Source organism: Paenarthrobacter sp., assembly GCF_031180005.1.
Taxonomy (GTDB): domain Bacteria; phylum Actinomycetota; class Actinomycetes; order Actinomycetales; family Micrococcaceae; genus Arthrobacter.
Genome location: NZ_JAPSHI010000003.1, coordinates 111,601 through 128,779, shown reverse-complemented (window position 1 = coordinate 128,779; position 17,179 = coordinate 111,601). Strand labels below are relative to the sequence as shown.

At 62.9% G+C, this 17,179-nt stretch carries 17 protein-coding genes; 3 read left to right on the top strand and 14 right to left on the bottom strand.

Annotation, left to right across the window (positions count from 1 at the left end; translation table 11 throughout):
* Positions 1 to 16: 16 nt before the first annotated feature.
* The 4 genes from RIF72_RS04165 to RIF72_RS04150 all read right to left on the bottom strand — a co-directional run bounded on the left by RIF72_RS04165 (position 17) and on the right by RIF72_RS04150 (position 6,110).
* Positions 17 to 2,905: a DNA translocase FtsK gene (locus tag RIF72_RS04165; protein ID WP_309073595.1), complete on the bottom strand. Its 2,889-nt coding sequence runs from the start codon at positions 2,903 to 2,905 to the stop codon at positions 17 to 19.
* 75 nt (positions 2,906 to 2,980) lie between these two features.
* The gene (locus RIF72_RS04160) at positions 2,981 to 4,672 is read right to left on the bottom strand and encodes a ribonuclease J (RefSeq protein ID WP_309073594.1); all 1,692 of its coding nucleotides are present in this window, start codon (positions 4,670 to 4,672) and stop codon (positions 2,981 to 2,983) included.
* Between the two features lie 6 nt (positions 4,673 to 4,678).
* Positions 4,679 to 5,611, bottom strand: a complete 933-nt coding sequence (gene dapA / locus RIF72_RS04155) for a 4-hydroxy-tetrahydrodipicolinate synthase (RefSeq protein WP_309073593.1) — start codon at positions 5,609 to 5,611, stop codon at positions 4,679 to 4,681.
* Between the two features lie 160 nt (positions 5,612 to 5,771).
* The gene (locus RIF72_RS04150) at positions 5,772 to 6,110 is read right to left on the bottom strand and encodes a hypothetical protein (RefSeq protein WP_309073592.1); all 339 of its coding nucleotides are present in this window, start codon (positions 6,108 to 6,110) and stop codon (positions 5,772 to 5,774) included.
* A 90-nt stretch (positions 6,111 to 6,200) separates the two neighbouring features.
* Here RIF72_RS04150 and RIF72_RS04145 point away from each other — a divergent pair, with 90 nt between their 5' ends.
* A complete protein-coding gene (locus RIF72_RS04145) occupies positions 6,201 to 7,436 on the top strand; it encodes a heparan-alpha-glucosaminide N-acetyltransferase domain-containing protein (protein ID WP_309073591.1) in 1,236 nt (411 codons plus the stop codon).
* Here RIF72_RS04145 and RIF72_RS04140 read toward each other — a convergent pair.
* From RIF72_RS04140 to RIF72_RS04100, 9 genes are read right to left on the bottom strand one after another with little or no spacing between them, the layout of a single operon-like run.
* A complete protein-coding gene (locus tag RIF72_RS04140) occupies positions 7,412 to 7,900 on the bottom strand; it encodes a hypothetical protein (protein WP_309073590.1) in 489 nt (162 codons plus the stop codon). The genes RIF72_RS04145 and RIF72_RS04140 overlap by 25 nt on opposite strands.
* A gap of 4 nt (positions 7,901 to 7,904) precedes the next feature.
* Entirely contained in the window at positions 7,905 to 8,663 is a 759-nt protein-coding gene (dapB, locus tag RIF72_RS04135; protein ID WP_309073589.1) for a 4-hydroxy-tetrahydrodipicolinate reductase, read from the bottom strand.
* A gap of 51 nt (positions 8,664 to 8,714) precedes the next feature.
* Entirely contained in the window at positions 8,715 to 9,170 is a 456-nt protein-coding gene (locus RIF72_RS04130; RefSeq protein ID WP_309073588.1) for a molybdenum cofactor biosynthesis protein MoaE, read from the bottom strand.
* On the bottom strand, positions 9,160 to 9,657 hold the full coding sequence (locus tag RIF72_RS04125) for a MogA/MoaB family molybdenum cofactor biosynthesis protein (protein WP_309073587.1): 498 nt from the start codon (positions 9,655 to 9,657) through the stop codon (positions 9,160 to 9,162). Before RIF72_RS04125 ends, RIF72_RS04130 begins: the two co-directional genes overlap by 11 nt.
* A complete protein-coding gene (gene moaC / locus RIF72_RS04120) occupies positions 9,654 to 10,193 on the bottom strand; it encodes a cyclic pyranopterin monophosphate synthase MoaC (protein ID WP_309073586.1) in 540 nt (179 codons plus the stop codon). Before moaC ends, RIF72_RS04125 begins: the two co-directional genes overlap by 4 nt.
* Entirely contained in the window at positions 10,181 to 11,407 is a 1,227-nt protein-coding gene (gene glp / locus RIF72_RS04115) for a gephyrin-like molybdotransferase Glp (RefSeq protein WP_309073647.1), read from the bottom strand. Before glp ends, moaC begins: the two co-directional genes overlap by 13 nt.
* A 58-nt stretch (positions 11,408 to 11,465) precedes the next feature.
* A complete protein-coding gene (locus RIF72_RS04110; protein ID WP_309073585.1) occupies positions 11,466 to 13,046 on the bottom strand; it encodes a molybdopterin-dependent oxidoreductase in 1,581 nt (526 codons plus the stop codon).
* The gene (locus tag RIF72_RS04105; protein WP_309073584.1) at positions 13,043 to 14,305 is read right to left on the bottom strand and encodes a HAMP domain-containing sensor histidine kinase; all 1,263 of its coding nucleotides are present in this window, start codon (positions 14,303 to 14,305) and stop codon (positions 13,043 to 13,045) included. The genes RIF72_RS04110 and RIF72_RS04105 overlap by 4 nt, the downstream gene beginning before the upstream one ends.
* Entirely contained in the window at positions 14,292 to 15,062 is a 771-nt protein-coding gene (locus tag RIF72_RS04100) for a response regulator transcription factor (RefSeq protein WP_309073583.1), read from the bottom strand. The genes RIF72_RS04105 and RIF72_RS04100 overlap by 14 nt, the downstream gene beginning before the upstream one ends.
* 163 nt (positions 15,063 to 15,225) lie before the next feature.
* On the opposite strand from RIF72_RS04100, the gene moaA reads away from it, so the two are divergent.
* Positions 15,226 to 16,365: a GTP 3',8-cyclase MoaA gene (gene moaA / locus RIF72_RS04095; protein ID WP_309073582.1), complete on the top strand. Its 1,140-nt coding sequence runs from the start codon at positions 15,226 to 15,228 to the stop codon at positions 16,363 to 16,365.
* A 4-nt stretch (positions 16,366 to 16,369) separates the two neighbouring features.
* Positions 16,370 to 16,636 carry a MoaD/ThiS family protein gene (locus tag RIF72_RS04090; RefSeq protein ID WP_309073581.1) on the top strand — a complete coding sequence of 89 codons (267 nt, stop codon included), beginning with the start codon at positions 16,370 to 16,372 and terminating at the stop codon, positions 16,634 to 16,636.
* Positions 16,637 to 16,663: 27 nt separating this feature from the next.
* Here the strand turns inward: RIF72_RS04090 and RIF72_RS04085 are convergent, their stop codons facing one another.
* Positions 16,664 to 17,125 carry a DUF1579 family protein gene (locus tag RIF72_RS04085; protein ID WP_309073580.1) on the bottom strand — a complete coding sequence of 154 codons (462 nt, stop codon included), beginning with the start codon at positions 17,123 to 17,125 and terminating at the stop codon, positions 16,664 to 16,666.
* Positions 17,126 to 17,179 lie beyond the last annotated feature (54 nt).

The following is a 17,179-nucleotide window of genomic DNA, read 5'->3' as shown; positions in this document are numbered from 1 at the left end:
GGCTACCTTCTTTGGGCTAACGCCCCGTCAGTGACCAAGCGTCCTCGCCACCCTCTTCGTCGTCATTCGGCCCATCAGCGCCGTCGTAATATTCGATGGCCTGCGTCCGGTTGTCCAGGTCCGCCTGGACAAGGTCTTCGGCATAGCCTCCGACGGCGATGTTCGAGTTCGCATTATCGCTCAGGGCCGCAGTGTGTGCGTCGGGCGCTGCGGGTGACTCCTGGCCCTTCATCGCGGCAAGCACCGCGGCGAGGTCATCGGGTTTGACCAGGACATCGCGCGCCTTGGAGCCCTCCGAGGGACCGACAACGCCGCGGGACTCCAGGAGGTCCATGAGGCGCCCGGCCTTGGCAAAGCCCACACGGAGCTTGCGTTGCAGCATGGACGTTGAGCCGAACTGCGTGGTCACCACAAGCTCTGTTGCCTGAAGCAGGACCTCGAGGTCGTCTCCGATGTCGTCGTCGATCTGCTTCTTGGGCGCCTCGGCAGCGACATCGTCACGGTAGACGGCCTGCAACTGTCCCTTGACGTGCTCCACAACCTTATGGATCTCGGATTCAGTAACCCAGGCACCCTGGACACGCATCGCCTTGGAAGCACCCATGGGAAGGAACAGCGCGTCACCTTGTCCAATGAGCTTCTCGGCGCCCGGCTGGTCCAGCACAACACGGGAGTCCGTAACGGACGATGTCGCAAACGCCATACGGGATGGAACGTTGGCTTTGATCAGGCCCGTCACGACGTCCACGGATGGGCGCTGCGTTGCAAGCACCAAGTGGATGCCGGCGGCACGTGCGAGCTGGGTGATTCGGACAATCGAATCTTCAACGTCGCGAGGGGCAACCATCATGAGGTCGGCCAGCTCGTCAACGATCACCAGCAGGTACGGGTAGGGCTTGATAACTCGCTTGGAGTCCACAGGCGGCACAACCTTGCCCGCCCTGACCGCTTTGTTGAAATCGTCAATGTGCTTATAGCCGTAATTTGCGAGGTCGTCGTAGCGGGCGTCCATCTCGCGAACCACCCACTGCAAGGCTTCAGCGGCTTTCTTGGGGTTGGTGATGATGGGCGTGATGAGGTGCGGGACGCCCTCATAGGCCGTGAGTTCCACGCGTTTGGGGTCAACCATGACCATGCGTACTTCATCCGGCGTGGCGCGCATGAGGATGGAGGTGATCATGGAGTTCACGAAGCTCGACTTACCGGCACCGGTGGCACCGGCGACGAGCAAGTGGGGCATCTTGGCGAGGTTGGCCACCACGTAGCCACCCTCGACGTCCTTGCCGACGCCCATGACCATCGGGTGGTCGGTCCGTCGTGCGTTCTGGCTCCTCAGTACATCGCCCAGTGACACGGTTTCACGGTCCGTGTTGGGAATTTCGATGCCGATGGCGGACTTGCCGGGAATCGGGCTCAGGATGCGCACATCGCTGGACGCCACGGCGTAAGAGATGTTCTTGGACAACGCGGTGACGCGTTCCACCTTGGTACCCGGAGACAGTTCGATCTCATAGCGCGTCACAGTGGGACCGCGGCTGAAGCCGGTCACCGCGGCTTCTACGTTGAACTGCGTCAGGGTATCGGTCAGTGCAGCGACGACGGCGTCATTGGCTTCCGTGCGCTCCTTCGGAATGGAGCCGGGCGTCAGGTAGTCCGATGCCGGAAGGGTGTAGGTAACATCGCCTGCAAGGGACAATTGCTCCGTGCGCTGCGGAATGGGTGTCTGCGGGAGCGGCGCCCCTGCAGGCTTCGCGGGAACCTGGGCTGCGGGAGCCGCGGGGGCGGTCATCTCCGGAGTAAGAATCGGAATGGCTTCGGTGGGGTTTTCGATCCCGGGGGTGGCACCCAGGCCTTGGGCGGCCTTGATCTTCCCGACGGCGATCTCTGCCTGCGTTGGACGACGTACACCCGGCGGAACGCGCGGTGCGGACGCACCTGGAGTTTCGTCGTCGTCGACTATGGCGTGCTCGAAAGCCTCGTCCCCGACGTAACCCTCCAAGCTCGTATCTGTTTCCTCGTCCTTGCCGAAGAAGCGCATACGTTTCTTCTTCTTTGGCTTGGCGGCGGCGTCGTTCTCGTAGAGGTAGCTGCGGTCGTGGGCGTCCTTGCCGGACTCGTCCATAAGGTCAACACCCATGAGGTGTTCGTACGCACCCCTGATCCGGGACGGAATGGCACCAAACGGCGTGGCCGTGACAATCAACACGGACACAAAAGCCAACAGTCCGTAAAGGACAACGGGGACAGCCACGTGGATTGCAGCCAACGGCGCAGCTGCGAGGAAGCCCAGCATTCCGCCAGCCTTGCGCAGTCCGTCGAAGCCGTCCGCCACTGTGGGGAGGCCGCCAATGACATGGGCCAGGCCCGAACCGGCAAGGGTCATGATCATGAAGCCAATGCCCACACGGTTGTTCCCACGACCGTCCTGCGGCTTTCGGAAAAGCCGGAAAGCACAGACGAACAGCATGAAGGGCAGGACCAGGGACATCCACCCGAACGTGCCGTTGACCACGCTGTAGACCATGTCCGGGAGCCAGCCCGTCAGACCCCACCAGGCGAAGGTGGCGATCGCGATACCCAAGATCAAATTGAACAGCGCTGCGCCATCCCGGCGGTCATCGGGGTCGAGATCGCTGACGTCATAACCGATGCGCCGCACCCCGGCACCTACTACATGACCGATCCCCTGCCAGAAACCTGAGAGCATTCGCAACGGCAGCGGAGCTTGAGGCTCGACGGCGGCCGCTTGCTTGGTACGGGCAGTACTGCCACGCCCGCTTTTGCTCGCGGCAGCGCTGCTTTTCGAAGCAGCTCCGCTGGTTTTGGATGCGGCTGTGCTCCGGCCTGTGCCGCCGGATTTACTGCTGGAGCTGCCTCGTGGCGTGGAGGTAGTACGGGTCGCCATAAGTGCCACGCTACCCCAAGGGGGCCTGAAATCCGCGGATTTCAGGCCCCCTTGGGCATGCATGTTGCCGGTTGGCTACGCTTCCAGGACTACCGGGATAATCATGGGACGGCGGCGAAGCTTGCGGTTGACCCACGTGCCGATGATCCTGCGAACCACCTGCTGCAACTGGTGGTTGGTGTGGTCCGTGTGGTTAAGCACAGCTTCTTCGAGCGCGGCGTTGATCTTGGGAATGATCTCATCAAAGACGGAGTCATCCTCGGCCACGCCACGGGCGTGGATCTCCGGGCCGGACACGATCTTGCCGGTGGTGCGGCTGATGACCGTGATAACGGAAATGAAGCCCTCATCCCCCAGGACGCGACGATCCTTGAGGTCGGCATCCGTAATTTCGCCCACGCTGGAACCATCTACATAGACGAAACCGACTTCCACCTGGCCGACCACATGCGCCTTGTGGTCCTTGAGGTCGATAACTGTGCCGTTGTCGCTCAGGATGATGCCCTCGGAGGGAACGCCCGATTCGAGCGCGATGTTGCCATTGGCAATCAGGTGGCGGGTTTCGCCGTGAACGGGCATCGCGTTGAGGGGCTCGAGGATGTTGTAGCAATAGAGCAGCTCACCGGCGGCTGCGTGCCCGGACACGTGGACCTTTGCTGTGCCTTTGTGAATCACATCGGCACCGAGCTTGAGGAGGCCGTTGATGATACGGAAAACGGCGTTCTCGTTGCCCGGGATGAGGCTGGAGGCAAGGATCACGGTATCGCCCTTGCCCACGATCACACGGTGGTCGCCGTTGGCCATACGGGAGAGCGCGGCCATCGGCTCACCCTGAGAGCCGGTAGACATGAGGACTACGCGGTCATCCGGCATGTTGTCGATGTTCTTGATGTCCACCAGGATGCCCTCCGGGACATCGAGGTAACCGAGCTTGGCTGCGATGGCCATGTTGCGGACCATGGATCGGCCCACGAAGGCCACCTTGCGGCCATGCTTGGCTGCGGCATCCAGGACTTGCTGGACACGGTGCACGTGGGACGAGAAGGACGCTACGATGATGCGCTTCCTGGCCTGTCCGAACAAGCGGTCCAGGGTGGGGCCGATTTCCTTCTCGGCAGTGGTAAAGCCCGGCACGTCCGCGTTGGTGGAGTCTGCCATGAACAGGTCCACGCCTTCTTCGCCCAAGCGGGCAAAGTGCCGGAGGTCCGTGATACGACCATCCAGCGGCAACTGATCCATCTTGAAGTCGCCCGTATGGAGGACGTTTCCACCCTCTGTGCGGATGAAAACTGCCAACGCATCCGGAATGGAGTGGTTTACTGCCACGAACTCGCACTCGAATGGGCCGAACTGCTCCACCTGCCCTTCCGTAACGGTCAGCGTGTACGGCTTGATCCGGTGTTCCTGAAGCTTGGCTTCCACCAGGGCAAGGGTCAGCTGGGATCCGATGAGAGGGATGTCGGCCTTGAGACGCAGGAGGTAGGGAACAGCACCAATGTGGTCCTCGTGGCCGTGGGTCAGCACGACGCCTACGATGTCCTGCAGGCGGTCCTCAATGTAGGAGAAATCAGGCAGGATCAAGTCGACGCCGGGCTGGGTCTCCTCGGGGAAGAGCACGCCACAGTCAACCACCAGCAGTTTGCCGTCGATTTCGAAGACGGCCATGTTTCGGCCAATCTCTCCCAGTCCACCGAGCGGGACAATCCGCAGCGTGCCTTTCGGCAGTTTCGGCGGAGTAACCAGTCCGGGAAGGGCGGTTTGGGTCATGTTTTGCTACTTTCCGGCGGAACCGTCCTGGACGTCGAAGTCCATTCCGGCTTCCGCCAAATCCCCGCGGATGATTTCGATCTCGGCCGCGTCCGGCTCCACGAGGGGCAAACGGACAACCGAGTTGGGCAGGACTCCCTGCCACTTGAGAATCTGCTTGGCGGCTACAGCGCCTTGGACCCGCGTCATGGTTGCACGGATGACGGGTTCCAGTTCAAAGTTGATGGCCCTTGCCTTGGCGAGGTCGCTGGCGTTAACGGCGTCGATCAGCTCACGGAAGCGGCGTGTAGCGACGTGGGTGGTGACTCCCACCAGGCCGACAGCGCCCAGCGCCATCCACTGCAGCGTCAATCCGTCATCACCGGAGTAGAAGAGCAGGTCCGTCTCAGCCATGACGCGCGTGGCGGCAGCGAAGTCCGCTTTGGCGTCTTTGACGGCCACGATGTTCTGGTGCTTCGCGAGCGCAATCATGGTTTCGGGAGCGATTGCAATGGAGGAACGGCCCGGAATGTCGTAGAGCATGACGGGCAGGTCCGTGGCCGAGGCAATCGTCTCGAAGTGGGCGCGAACGCCTGCCTGACTGGGCTTGTTGTAGTAAGGGGTGACAATCAGGAGACCATCGACGCCGAGTTCGGCTGCACGCTGCGAGAGGTGCACGGAGTGGGCGGTGTCGTTGGTGCCGGTCCCGGCAATGATGGCGGCCTTGCCGCCAACGGCCTCTTTTACGGCCCGGAACATGCCAAGGTTCTCATCGTCCGTGAGGGTTGAGGTCTCTCCAGTGGTACCGGTGACCACGAGTCCATCGCAACCATCCTGAACGAGCTTTTCCGCCAGCGCTGCGGCCTGGTCATAGTCCACCTTGCCGTCCTCAGTGAACGGGGTGACCATGGCGGTCAGCAGGGTACCAAGGGCGGGAACGTGGGCGCGCAAGTCAGACATACGAAAAACGTTACCCTGTGACCGGCTGGTTGGAAGAATGGGTCCCGCCTGATGGTCCTCATTCACCATGGCAGGCTTCTTGCCGATGTTCGGCCAGCCAGCGGTTTGGGACGCTGGGCCACTTGCGGTGGATTGCTCACCCCGCCATCCTATTCGGCGATTAGCACGCCGGCTTCGGAGCCCGCGCGGGCTCCTCCGCGCAGTAGTGTGCCACAGCCCGCTCCTTGAGTTGTTCCGCCCATGCCACAAGACGCTGCGAGGCGCGGACGTACTCAAAGAGTTCAAGGGGCGTCAGCGATGCCAGATCCGTCTCGGATAACCGGCGGGCCAGCTCGGCTCCCGGTATCTGCTCAGCCAGGGCAGTACCTTCGCGGCGCCATTGAGTGTCTTCCGGAGGCTCGCCGGCCACGAGTTGCCTGAACAGGAAATCGACCACACCGGGACTCATGGCCTTCATGGGCCCTTGAAGGCCTTCCGGCTGCTTGGGAACATCGTTCATGCGGCAATGTTATTCGAACATATATTCGAACACAAGGGGGTTTGTGTCACATCACAGTTGCCGCACAGCGGCTTATGAGACGATCGCTGCATGACTTCGCAAGAGACGGCCCCGACGCGAAAAGCGCCCGGCGGCCGGCCGATCGCCGGGCGGCTTACCGGGATAGATGCTGCCAGGGGCGCGGCGCTGTTGGGAATGATGGCCACGCACTTGATGCCCACCTTCGGACCCTCCCCTCAGTGGGAGCCGACGTTCGTGGGGCTGGTGTTTTCAGGACGGTCCGCGGCGCTCTTCGCCGTACTGGCCGGCATCGGGTTGGCGCTCAGTACAGGCAAGCAGGAGCCCCGCAGCGGCACGGAACTGTGGGCGGCACGAGGTGGAGTTGCCATGCGCGCCTTGGTGATCGCCGTCGTCGGACTGATGCTGGGCGGCCTGGATGTCAACGTCGCCATAATCCTGGTTCACTACGCCGTCCTGTTCCTGTGCATCCTGCCGTTCCTTGGCCTCCGGCTCAAAGCGCTCTGCTTCTGGGCACTGGGTTGGATCCTGTTGTCCCCGTTGCTGGCGTATCTGGTACGGCCTCTGCTGCTGGACGCCAACCCTCCCCTGAAGTTGGGACACAACCCCAACTGGGAGGATGTCGGGACGCCGGGACGCCTCCTCGCCGACCTCTTCTTCACCGGCTATTACCCGGTATTCCAGTGGATCTCGTACCTGCTGCTCGGATTGGTGATTGGACGATTGGCGCTGACGACGGCGAGGGTCCAGGTTCTGCTGCTTACCTGCGGAATCGCGGTGGCCGGCTTGGCAAAAGTCGCCGGAATCCTGGCCATGGAAGCATGGGGCGGACGGACTGCATTGTCAGCCCTCCCGGTCACCAGGGGATATCCACTGGAGAGCATGCTTCAGGTAAATGTCACCGGCTTGGAACAGACAGGCTCCTGGTGGTGGCTTGCCACTGCAGCCCCGCATGCGGGGACCAGCCTTGACCTGCTGCATAGCGGTGGCGTAGCTGCGGCAGTGGTCGGTTTGTTCCTGCTGCTCGGCACCCTGGCGGAGCGGATCAAGGTCAACTTCCTGATCCTGCTGAGCGGGCCCGGGGCCATGACCCTGAGCCTCTATGCAGCCCACGTTTGGGTAGTGTCCGGTTTCACCAACCAGCCGTTGCCCTCGGGGTGGACGGACGAGGGCATGTACTGGGCCCAAGCACTCACTGCGGTAGTCATCGGAGTCTGTTTCGCCGTTCTCCAACGCCGTGGACCACTGGAATGGGTAGCCCACACCGCATCAAGACTGGGCAGTCACCGGCCCGCTGCAGTGGGTTGAGACCTGAAGAGCTTCACGGCGTCGCGCATGGACGCACGGGCACGTTTGCGGTCGCCTGAGGCGTCGTAGGCGCAGCTCAGCCGGAACCAGGAGCGCCAGTCCTCCGGAGCGGCCTCGGCCTCTGCGCGGTACTTCTCAAACTCGGCGTCAGCAGCAGCGCGGACTATTCGCCCGCCCGGAGTGCGGGGAAGGTCATCCACCGGCAACCCGCCCTCGGCCTCCAGGACCTTGGCCATCTGCTCGGTACGGGCACCAAAAAGCAGCTCACGGATGAGTGCCCATGCGCCAACAACCGGCAGGACCAGATAGGCCGCTCCAATTCCCTTGGCTACCAGGTTGGGGTCGCCAAGCAAGAGGAACGAACGTTGGACGGAAACCACCAGGTAAAGCACCAACAGCAGGGTGATGGCCCCCACCCAGATTTTGGTGCGGTTCCTCTTCAAAGAAGTCCAGAAATTGCCCATGGTCCTAGAGCCCCAAGTCCAAGTAGCCGTCCAAGCCCACGGTGAGACCGGGGTTGGCTGCAACTTTCCGAAGCCCCAGCAGGACGCCGGGCATGAAGGAGGCGCGGTCAAACGAATCGTGGCGCAGCGTCAGCTGCTCACCGGGACCGCCGAAAAGCACCTCCTGATGAGCCACCAGGCCACGGAGGCGCACGCTGTGGACACGAACCCCGTCCACGTCACAGCCCCGGGCGCCATCCAACGCGGTTTCAGTGGCGTCCGGGCTCGCCGGGACGCCGGCTTCCTGGCGCGCCTCGGCGATCAGCTGTGCCGTCCTCACTGCGGTTCCGGATGGAGCATCCACCTTGTTGGGGTGGTGCAGTTCGATGATCTCCACGGACTCGAAGTATTGTGACGCCTTCGCAGCGAACGCGGACGCAAGCACCGATCCGAGGGCGAAGTTCGGGGCGATCAAAACGCCGGTGTCCGGTTTCTGTTCCAAGAGGTTCCGCAAGGAATCAAGCCGGTGGGTATCCCAACCCGTGGTACCTACAACTGCGTGGATGCCGTGTTCCACGGCGAACCGAACGTTGGTCTCCGTGATGTCCGGAACGGTCAGGTCAACGACGTACTGCGCACCAGCGTGGAGCAGTTTCTCCAGGGAATCGCCGCGGCCGAGAGCGGCTACCAAGTTCATGTCTTCGGCTGCATCAACAGCCTTAACGGCTTCGATTCCCATACGCCCGTGGGCGCCCAGCACTGCAACAGCAAGTTGTTCGGTCATGCCGTTAACCCTACCGCCGGGCCGGAGCCCGGCAGGAACCGTTACTCCGGCCTACTCCCCTGCTCCAACCCACTCCACGGTGCCGTCAGTGAAGAACTGTTCCTTCCAGATGGGGACCTGCTCTTTGACCCGGTCCACGAGCTCGGAGCATACGGCGAATGCCTGGCCGCGGTGGGCGGCAGCCACAGCACAGACCAGCGCGGGATCACCGATCTCCAGCATGCCGATCCGGTGGGCAGCCCAGATCCGAACGGGCTGCGCGGCTTCACCGGAGTGCTCGGCGACCAACTGCGCAACGACGTCTGACATCACCTGATGCGCCGTGGGATGCGCACTGTAGCTTAGACGGTCCACCGCCTTGCCGCCGTCGTGATTTCGAACGACGCCACTGAAGCTGACCACTGCCCCGGCGGTATCGGATTCGACCGCCGTGATGGCTTGGTCCACGGAAATGGGCTCGGCGCTAAGGACAGCGCTGACCACCTCAAAGTTTGTTTCAGTGCCCATGGCTTCCTTCCAGTTGCTCGCAGAGGTGCCCGATAACAGGGTCCAGGACGGCTAATCCGTCCATGACGCCCTTCGGGGATCCAGGCAGGTTGATGACGAAAGTCCTTCCCGCTGCCCCGGCGTGGCCACGGCTCAGCATGGCCATGGGGGTTTTGGCGGCACCGGTGCGCCGGATACCCTCCATGATGCCCGGAATCTCGCGTTCGAGCAGCGGCAGCGTCATTTCGGGGGTGCGGTCATCCGGGCTAAGACCCGTTCCACCGCTGGTGATGACCACGGCGGGCTCTTGCGTCAGGAGCGCCCTTAGGGCAGCGCCAACCGGTTCACCGTCCGGCACAACCATGGTGGGAAAAGTGTCGAAACCGTGCTCGTTGAGCCAATCGAGGATGATCGGACCCGTTTCGTCGGCGTACACGCCTGCGGCTGCGCGGGTTGATGCGATGACGACGCCGGCCTTCCGCAGAGCGTTCGGCTCGCACGCGCTCATGCGCCGGCCTCCTCTACGGTTGGCTCACCGGAGATGTCCCAGTCGCCGCTTTTCCCGCCGCTCTTTGCCAGCACGCGGATATCGGTCAGCACTGCGTGCTTGTCCACGGCCTTAATCATGTCGTAGACGCTCAGGGCCGCTACGGAAGCTGCCGTCAATGCCTCCATTTCGACGCCGGTCACCCCCCGTGTCTTGACAGTGGCCAGGATTTCAACCGAGTCGGTGCCCAGCTCGAAGTCCACAGTGACCTTGGAGATCGGCAACGGATGGCACAGCGGAATCAGCTCAGGAGTCTTCTTCGCCGCCATGATCCCTGCTACCCGGGCCACGGCGAGGGCATCGCCCTTGGGCAGCTCGCCGGCACCCAGGAGTGTCAATACGTTGGGGGTGCTGCGGACAGTTGCAGTAGCAGTTGCAACACGTGTGGTGACGGCTTTTTCGGAGACATCCACCATCTGTGCAGTTCCGTCCTGCCTGAGGTGGGTCAGGCCACCGGAGTGTTCTGTAGTCGCGGGAGTTTGATTCACAGCATCCATACTTCCACTTCGTCCCCGTCGGTGAGTTCCGTGACGTCGCCGGGTATATGAACCAAGGCATTCGCCCGAGCCAGGGCATGGACGAGGTGCGAACCTGCACCACCTTCCATCCGGACCGTTCCGTCCGGGTCCAAGGTCCCCCGACGGACCTGGTGCTTGCCTTCCGGCGAGGCCAGCGATTCGGCCAAGCGGGCCTTCATCACCGGCCTCGGCGCGGGCGTTCCCAGTACCCGCGAAAGTGCCGGCCTGAGAAACATCTCAAATGAGACCAGGCAACTGACCGGGTTTCCCGGGAAGCCAAGGAACGGAACACCGTCAAAACTGCCCAGTCCCTGCGGTCCACCTGGCTGCATGGCCACCGGGAGGAAATCCACCGGCTGGTTCGCCAGTGCTTGCCGGACCACTTCGTAGGCGCCCTTACTCACTCCCCCCGTGGTAACAATGACATCGACACGCCTGTCCGACGGCGCGGCGTGACGGCGGAGGACCGCCAGCAGCTTGGAGGGATCGTCATCGGATATTCCAGTACGGACCACATCCAGGCCGGCCTGTCGCATGGAGGCCTCGAGGAGTGTTCCGTTCGAGTCGAAAATCTTGCCGGCCGTGAGGTCTTCCCCCGGTTCCACTACCTCGTCGCCGGTTGTGACCAGGAGGACGCGCCATGGTTCCCGGACTTCAACGGTTGTCAGCCCCAACGCCGCCAAAAGCCCTAACTGCGCGGGTCCCATCCGCGTACCCGCGGGCAGCGCCAGTGCGCCCTTCGCGATGTCGCTGCCGCTGTCCCGCACGTAGGTGCCGGGAGCGACCGGAGGCAGTTCTACAACAGCCCCCACTGTGGCAGGGTCCGGGAAAGAGTCTGGCGTCGCCCTTTCAATGGGCACGACGGCGTCGGCACCGTCGGGGATCATGGCCCCGGTCATGATGGGGGCGGCAAAACCCGGTTTGAGTGCTGCCGGCGCGGCACCTGCCGGAACCGGCTCAGCTACCTGGAGCTCTGCACCGCCGTCGGGAATATCTGCAGAGCGGACGGCGAAACCGTCCATTTGGGAATTGGCAAAAGGGGGCAAGGAGAGCGGCGCGTAGACATCGACGGCCAGCGCCTTACCCAGCGCCTCCAGCAGTGGCAGGGTGACGTTGCCCTTCCCCGAAACGACGCCGGTGAGCAGATCCACCACTGCCTGGCGGTGGGCTGCAACAGATCTGGGCACGGATATCCTCCTGTGTGGACACACTTGCTTCCGGGAATTCTCCGGACGTACCCAGACTAGGGCCTCATCCCACCTTGATGTTGATGGTGTGATAGCCCGTGGCGCCATCGGGAGCCACAGGTGCCTTGTCTTCGGTCTGGGGTTCACCTGTGGAATCGGTGGCCCGGACCTGCACTTCGTACTCACCTGGCGTCAGGTCGATGCCCAATTGCCACTGGCACCAAGTGTCGGTGGAGATTGCGCCAGCCAGCATAGCCTGCTGCCATGATCCGCGATTCACGCGCAGCTCCACGCGGTTGATGCCCCTGTGCTGGGCCCAGGCCACACCGCCGAATTGGACCTGGCCCGCTTGAACGCTTCTTCCGCTGCGGGGCACATCGATGCGCGATTGCGTTTTGATGGGCCCGCGATCGCTCCAGCCCCGAGTCGTCCAGTACGCGGTGTCGTCGGTGAATCGTGTGACTTTCAGTTCCGTTAGCCATTTGGTGGCCGAGACGAAACCGTAGAGTCCCGGTACGATCATCCGCACCGGGAATCCATGTTCAAGTGGCAGCGGCTCACCGTTCATGCCGACGGCCAGGAGCGCGTCGCGGTCATCTGTAAGGGCCTCCAAAGGAGTGCTGGCCGTCCATCCGTCGTTGCTGGTGGACAGGACCATATCCGCGCCGGCTTTTGGCCCGGCCATTGCCAATAGTTCCCTCACCGGCCAACCCAGCCAGAGCGCGTTGCCGATGAGGTCGCCGCCCACGTTGTTGGACACGCAGGCGATGGTGACGTGGCGTTCTGTCATTGGCTTGGCGAGGAGAGTAGCGAAGTCGATTTCAATTTCGCGTTCCACCAGTCCTGTGACCTTGAGTTTCCAGGCAGGGGGATCGATCGCCGGGACTGCCAATGCAGTGTCAATCCTATAGAAATCGGCATTAGGGGTGACCAAAGGGCTGAGGCCATCCACGGACAGGGACGCGTTTGCCGGGATGGCTTGCGGCGGCGCAGCGGGTTGCGGAAGCGTCATGGAGCCGCGGAAACCGGACGCCACCGCTGTCGCCCTGGTGAGGATGGTGGTCACTGTTCCCGCTACGACCGCGGCAAGGGAGGTCCCAGCCAAGGCATTCAGGAAGCTCCGCCGAGCCAGTGGCGTTTCCCCACGGGCGGGGGTTTCTTCCGAGGGCTCCCAAGTTGCAAGCCGACGCACGAGGGTCCGTAGCAGCACCATGGTGAGAACAGCGGCAACAATTGGTGCAAGGGCTGCCTGGGGGCTTGTCTGGGCTCGGGTGACGACGGCGGTCAGCCCTGCCGCACCCGCCAGACCGGCGAGGGCAAGGCCCCATCCGCTGCGGTTGCGTTCCAAGACACCAGCTAGCGCTGCAAGGATTCCTGCCACGCTTACGATGCAAGCGACCAACACAACCTTGTCGGCGGTTCCGAATAACTGCACTGCCAGGTCTTTGACCCCTGGCGGCACGGCGTCGATCACCGCTCCGCCAAGGGCCGTGACCGGCGAAACCAAAGGGCTCAAGAGGCCGGCGGTCAGCTCGCCTGCCGCGATCCCGGCTGCGCCGGCAGCCAACCCCGCGGCAGCAGCCCACAGCGCAGCCTTCCCCCTAAGGCGTCGCTGCTTGGTGGTACCGGGTGCGGGCGTACTCATGTGGTGCCTCCGAGGCGGTTGTCCGTTGCGATGGGTTGATGGCTGTGAGGCATCGAAGACTCGGGTGGGGTTCCTCCAGCCGGAAGTGACAACACAAAGCGGCAACCGCCGTCGACGTTGTCCACCTTGACTGATCCCCTATGTGCCTTGACGATTCCAGCCACCATGCTGAGGCCGATGCCGGCACCGCTGTAGCTGCCCTGCAGTGCTTCGCTCGCTCCACGGGCGGGGTCTTTCTGCCAGCCCGTTTGGAACAAATGCGGGAGGTCCTCGTCCGGGATGCCTCCGCATTGGTCCTGTACGGCGATAATGGCGTTTCCAGCGTTCTTCCCTGCAACGCCTTCCCAACCAAGGCCGTCCCGTCCAACACTGACGTGGACATCGCTGCCCGGCTTGCTGTAGATGATTGCGTTGAGGAGTATGTTCCGCACGGCCCGGGCGAGGCTTGGTCCGTCCGCCACGGCCATGCACTCGCGGTCCCCGCCGCCGTCGAGCCTGATGCCGCGTTTCGCGGCCAAGGGCGCGAGGTCCGAGAGCGCATCGCTGACGAGGTCGTAAAGGTCCAAGGGTTCCGTGCTCAGGCGGAGAGTGCCCGCCTGGATCTTGGACAGTTCCGAGAGGTCATTGACCATGGCCGTCATTTGTTCGGTCTGCCCGATGATCTTCCGGTAGTAGCCCTGCACATCTGATGCCATACCGTCCTCAAGGGCTTCGGTCATGGCGCGCATGCTGGCCAAGGGTGTTCGGAGATCATGGGAAATCCACGACACAAGCTCGCGTCGGGCAGTCTCTACGGCGGCTTCGCGTTCCCGGGATTCGGCCAGGTTACGGCTGCTGGCCTCAAGTTCCTTGGCCAGCCCTGCGAGTTCGGACGTCATGGCCGGAGCACTCCCCCGACCGTCGGCCACGGTGTCTTCCAGGGTTTCGCCCCGGCCCAGGCGCCGGGCGGCGTCAACCAAGTGCGCAGCGTTCCTGGAGACGCCCGCACCCAACATGAGGGACAGCGCAACGGCAACAGCCGAGGCCGTGGCGAGAATGTACCACATGACTTCAAGGTCCCTCGCGGAAATGAACATTGCGTTGAAGGCACTGACCATTCCCGCCACCAGCACGGCGACGGTAGCCACCACCACCAAGCAGATCTGTGCGAGTACCGACGCCCGGCGAAGCAGCCGGAGGAGCACCCATGTGGCGGCCCCGATGAGCACGGCCCAGAACAGGACCCACGCGAGGATGGTCCATAGCTCACTGCCCTCCATGCTCACCCTCTTCATCGTCCGGACTCACAGGGACGGCGTCATACCGCTTGTTGTCGAAGCGGTAGCCGACACCCCATACGGTCTTGAGTAGTTCGGGTTTGGTGGGGTTGGTTTCGATCTTCTCCCGCAGGCGCCGGACGTGGACCGTGACCGTGGACAGGTCGCCGAAGTCCCATCCCCACACTGCCTTGATAAGTTCTTCCCGGCTAAAGACCTGGTGTGGCCTGCGCATCAAAAAAGCCAGGAGGTCGAATTCGCGGACGGTCAGTGCCAGGGGAACTCCATCATGCGTGACTGTCCGGGAAGCGGGATCGAGTTCGAGTCCTGCGGCTTCAACCGGCGGTTCGGGCGCGAAGTCCTTGATGCTCCGGCGCAGTAGTGATTTCACCCTAAGGACCAGTTCCCTCGGAGAGAAGGGTTTGGTGACGTAGTCGTCCGCTCCCATCTCCAAGCCCAGAATCCGGTCGTCTTCGGTTCCCAGGGCCGTGACCATGATGACGGGCACGCTCATGCTTTGGCGGAGTCGGCGACACACCTCAACACCGTCCAGTCCCGGCAGCATCCGGTCCAGGATCACCAGATCGGGTTGGCGTGAGGCTGCCAGCTTGAGGGCGGTGAAGCCGTCCCCCGCCATGTCCACTTGGAATCCTGCTTTCAGCAGGTAATCGCGGACAACGTCGGCGATGGTCTGTTCATCCTCTACCAGGAGGATGCGACGATTTCCGGGCTCCGCTGATGATGCCGTATTTGTGGTCACGCTTTCAGCATAGGTTTGCGGACGTTGCGCAGCACTCGATCCGGGCCCAGGGAGCACAAGTGTATGGAATCCGTAAGAACTGCCTGAATCACCACTGCGTGGCTGGAGGTCTGCGACTATAACGGGTGTCACTGATCCAGCCGAGGTGGCGTAGCCTGAATTTATGAGTGTTCAGCTAGGCATGCCGGTACCCCCCTCGGGCGGTGCCACAGGCAGCACGGAAAGCGGCGTGGCAGTTCCGCCCCCACGTCCTGCAGGCACGCCCGCCGGGCTGTGGGACCGCTATGGTCGGCGTGCGACGGATATGCGCCTGTCCTTGACGGACAAATGCAACCTCCGCTGTACCTACTGCATGCCTGCCGAGGGGCTGGAATGGCTCTCGAAACAAGCGGTGATGACCAAAGACGAAATCGTCCGCATTGTCCGCATCGGCGTCAACGCTTTAGGCGTGCGGGAGCTCCGCCTCACGGGAGGTGAGCCCTTGGTCCGCGCAGACCTGGTGGACGTCATCGCCGGAATCCGGAACGACCACCCGGACCTCCCCATTTCCATGACCACCAACGGCGTGGGACTGGATAAGAAGGCCGCCGCGTTGAAGGCCGCTGGCCTCACCCGGATCAACGTCTCGCTCGATTCCCTCCACGAGGAAACCTTTACCAAACTCACCCGTCGCCCCTTCCTGGACCGCGTCCTGGCCGGCGTAGATGCCGCTTGGGCAGCCGGATTGGGTCCGGTTAAGCTGAATGCTGTGCTGATGCGCGGGATCAACGACGCCGAATCGCCGGACCTCTTGGCATGGGCCCTGGGCCGCGGCTACGAACTTCGGTTCATCGAGCAAATGCCCCTGGATGCCGACCATGGATGGACCCGGCGCAACATGATCACCGCCGCCGAGATCCGTGAACTGCTCTCGCGGGACTTCATACTGGGCCGCGACCCCCGCGAGCGGGACGGCGCACCGGCCGAACGCTTTGAAGTACGACGCCGGGACACGGCAACAGGCGCTGCCACGGGTCCGGTCCTCGGTACAGTGGGCATCATTGCCTCTGTCACTGAGCCGTTCTGCTCCGACTGCCGCCGTACCCGGATCACCGCGGAGGGCAAGATCATGAGTTGCCTTTTCTCCCGCGAAGAATTCGATCTCCTGGGCCTTCTCCGTGAGGGCGCCACGGATGACCAACTGGTATCACGCTGGCAGGACGCCATGTGGGTCAAGCCCAAAGCCCACGGCATGGACCACACAGGTCTCGGCGCAGCGGACTTCGTCCAGCCGGACCGCAGCATGAGCGCAATCGGAGGCTGAACCCTTGCTTGTCCGTTACTTCGCTGCCGCCCGCGCGGCCGCCGGTGTCGAAGAGGAACTGCACGTCCTCCCGGAAGGCACCAGCCTGGAAGCGCTACTGGAAGCTGCCCTCGCCGTCGAACGTCCGCTGCCTCCCGAAGGGACGCCGCCGCTCGCCAGGATCGTGGCGCGCAGCAGTTTTCTCCGTAATGAGGTGGCTGTCCGGGACCGTGCGGCTCCCTTGGGGAGCGACGACGTCATTGACGTCCTGCCGCCTTTCGCCGGGGGTTAGAAGGGAGCCATCCCCCTCGCCGCTTCATTAGACCTTACGAAAGACGCTCTTCAACAAAGGGCTGAACTCGGCACCTCCCTCGAGCCTCAAATCAGCTGTGTGCACCAATACACCGTCTTCTACGCGGAAGGTGTGCCTGGCCACGCCGTCGGCCGTTCTCCGGTCAAGTGTCAGCGTTCCTGCGTGCCATGACCCCCGGACCGGGCTGGCTGGCGGCCGTCCCATGCTGTCCACGTAGTACCACAGCGTGTCCCCGTGGTCCCGGTCAACAGTGAACATGCCGTGACCTTCGAAGTGCGTACCGTCGGCTTCGCGGTGCCTGTAGCTCTGGACCACGGCATAGCCGCCGGCGGCCTTGGTAAATACCGCCTCGGCCTCGGCTGTCCGCGCCGTTCCCCACGGTGACGCAGCGATCTCCGTAATGCCACGCCAGTGACCGATGAAGTCCCGCAGCATCTCGCCAGCATGGCCGCTTGAGGGCAGATCCATCAGGTCTCCAAAGTAGTCAGGGCAGCATCATCGTGTGATCATGCTGCCCTGTTT